This is a genomic window from Ruegeria sp. AH12 (genome assembly GCF_056541465.1).
In genome coordinates this window covers 1-2,045 of sequence record NZ_JBQFYL010000035.1, presented here as the reverse complement: position 1 = coordinate 2,045, position 2,045 = coordinate 1, and the positions used below count along the sequence as shown (strand labels likewise).

Here is a 2,045-nt window from a genome sequence, read left to right as displayed (position 1 = left end):
GTCCGAGTATTCATAGGCGGTTTCAAATTTGTCTTGCAGCGGAGCCTCCTCGGGTGCTGCGCGCAGGTTCAGCGAACGTGTGCCCGGCAGGATTTTGCGACCGCCCAGATTGTCATACAAAAACAGGCCAAGCCGTATTAGCCAGGCAGGACGACGCCCGCGCATCCATGGCATCACCGTACTGAGCAACCGTGAGGTCGGCGTTTCAGAGTCAAAACGCATATCGGCGTGATAGGGCAGCACGAAACGCATGGGCCAACTGATATGGGGCATAGCGCGCAGTAAGGTCTCGCGTTCGACCAGCGCTTCACGCACCAAACGAAATTCAAAAAATTCCAGGTACCGTAGCCCGCCATGAAACAGTTTGGTCGAGGCTGACGACGTCGCCGAGGCCAGATCGTTCATTTCAGCCAAGGTGACCGATAGGCCCCGACCTGCCGCATCACGTGCGATACCGCACCCATTTATACCCCCGCCGATCACAAAAAGATCGGTAACTTGGCTGCTGTCCGATGACATATCCAATTGATTCCCCAACGTGGCAGTTTCAAGCGCATTAGCAGTATGATGGTTCGTATCGTCAACTTTATTTTTCGATAATGTTCGTTTTTAGCTGAAACAACGAGTATTAATAAGTGCAACTAACGAATTCCCTTGCTTAACCGCAAAATTAGAACAAAAACGAATACACCGGAACTCAGGACCGCCCATGTCACTATCATTTCGCCAATCGGACATTCTTTTAGTCGCCGAGCAACAGGGCCGCGTTACTGTCGAAGGACTGGCCGAGCGCTTTCAGGTGACGGTTCAAACCATTCGCCGTGACCTGACTGAACTGTCAGAAGCTGGTAAGTTGGATCGGGTTCACGGGGGTGCCGTTCTGCGTTCTGGCGTGTCTAATATTGGATACGAAGACCGGCGCGCCCTGAACCATGAAGCCAAGACACGCATCGCTGAACGCTGCTCGACAACGACATTCCCGTTCTCATCCTGCTCGAGCATGTAGAAGTCACCTTTTCCCCAGCCATCGCCCTGCGTGGTCGGCTGCACGTTCACAGTGCTACCATGCACTTCGGTGGCACCGCCTGCATAAGTGACTTCATAGGTAAAGTTTATCTGACCCGAAAACTCCTGCTCGTGGCTCATCACCAGCGCCAGTGTATTGTCCGGGTTCACGGTCAGGTTCCCGTGATCCGGGCCTTCCAGAATAGAAATACTTTCAACGGATTCGCTATTTTCCACCTGTAGCGTTGTCACTCGACCGCCGGCCACGGAAAAGGCCGAATCCACGTCTACGGGTGGGATTCCGCCACCATCCGAGTTGTCATCCTGATCACCTGGTGTCGGATCAACAGGCGTCGGATCACCTGGTGTCGGATCAACAGGCGTCGGATCACCTGGTGTCGGATCAACAGGCGTCGGATCAACAGGCGTCTCGTCAACGGGTGTCTCATCGACGGGGGGCGGGGTTCCGTCGCCAGGGCTTGCCACATGATCCCCGGTCAGCAGGACGCGGTTACCACCAGTATCGGGGCCAGCCCACTCGAGCATCAGGGTCGCATCGCCAAAGGCCTCGAAGTAGAGCGCCTCAAGGCTATGGGTACCCGCCGACAGCTCGATCGTGGCGGTCTGTAGCTCAGTCGCATGCAGCCCGTCGTTGTCGATCAGGTCCTGACCATTGAGCCGCAGGCTGGAACCGTCATCCGATAGCAAATAGAACGTGTAACTTCCCGCCTGCTCAATATGCAAATCGGTCGTGGCACGCACGGCAAAGACGTCCTCACGGCCGCCCTCCCAGATCTGAGTGCTTCCATCGTAGTTCAGTGCATTGGTGAGCGTCGTTTCATCCGCTGCAGCAGAAAAATCAATCTGCGACAGTCTCGAAGGCCTGAAATCAAGCGCGAAGAAGGCCATGCGGAAGCCTTCCGAGTTGTCATCCTGATCACCTGGTGTCGGATCAACAGGCGTCGGATCAACAGGCGTCGGATCAACAGGCGTCTCGTCAACGGGTGTCTCATCGACGGGGGGCGGGGTTCCGTCGCCAG

2 protein-coding genes and 1 pseudogene are annotated in these 2,045 nt (G+C 55.7%); 1 reads left to right on the top strand and 2 read right to left on the bottom strand.

Going from position 1 to position 2,045, the window contains the following annotated elements; all coding sequences use genetic code 11:
• On the bottom strand, window positions 1-519 hold a 519-nt coding region (locus tag ACR0EL_RS21340; protein WP_480502155.1), incomplete at its 3' end, for an FAD-dependent oxidoreductase.
• A gap of 190 nt (window positions 520-709) precedes the next feature.
• On the opposite strand from ACR0EL_RS21340, the pseudogene ACR0EL_RS21335 reads away from it, so the two are divergent.
• Window positions 710-967: pseudogene (locus ACR0EL_RS21335) on the top strand (DeoR family transcriptional regulator); the annotation flags it as partial.
• Here ACR0EL_RS21335 and ACR0EL_RS21330 read toward each other — a convergent pair.
• Window positions 865-1,914 (bottom strand): PA14 domain-containing protein, encoded by a 1,050-nt coding sequence (locus tag ACR0EL_RS21330; RefSeq protein ID WP_480502157.1) that lies wholly within the window; start codon window positions 1,912-1,914, stop codon window positions 865-867. The pseudogene ACR0EL_RS21335 and the gene ACR0EL_RS21330 sit on opposite strands and share 103 nt — an antisense overlap.
• Window positions 1,915-2,045 lie beyond the last annotated feature (131 nt).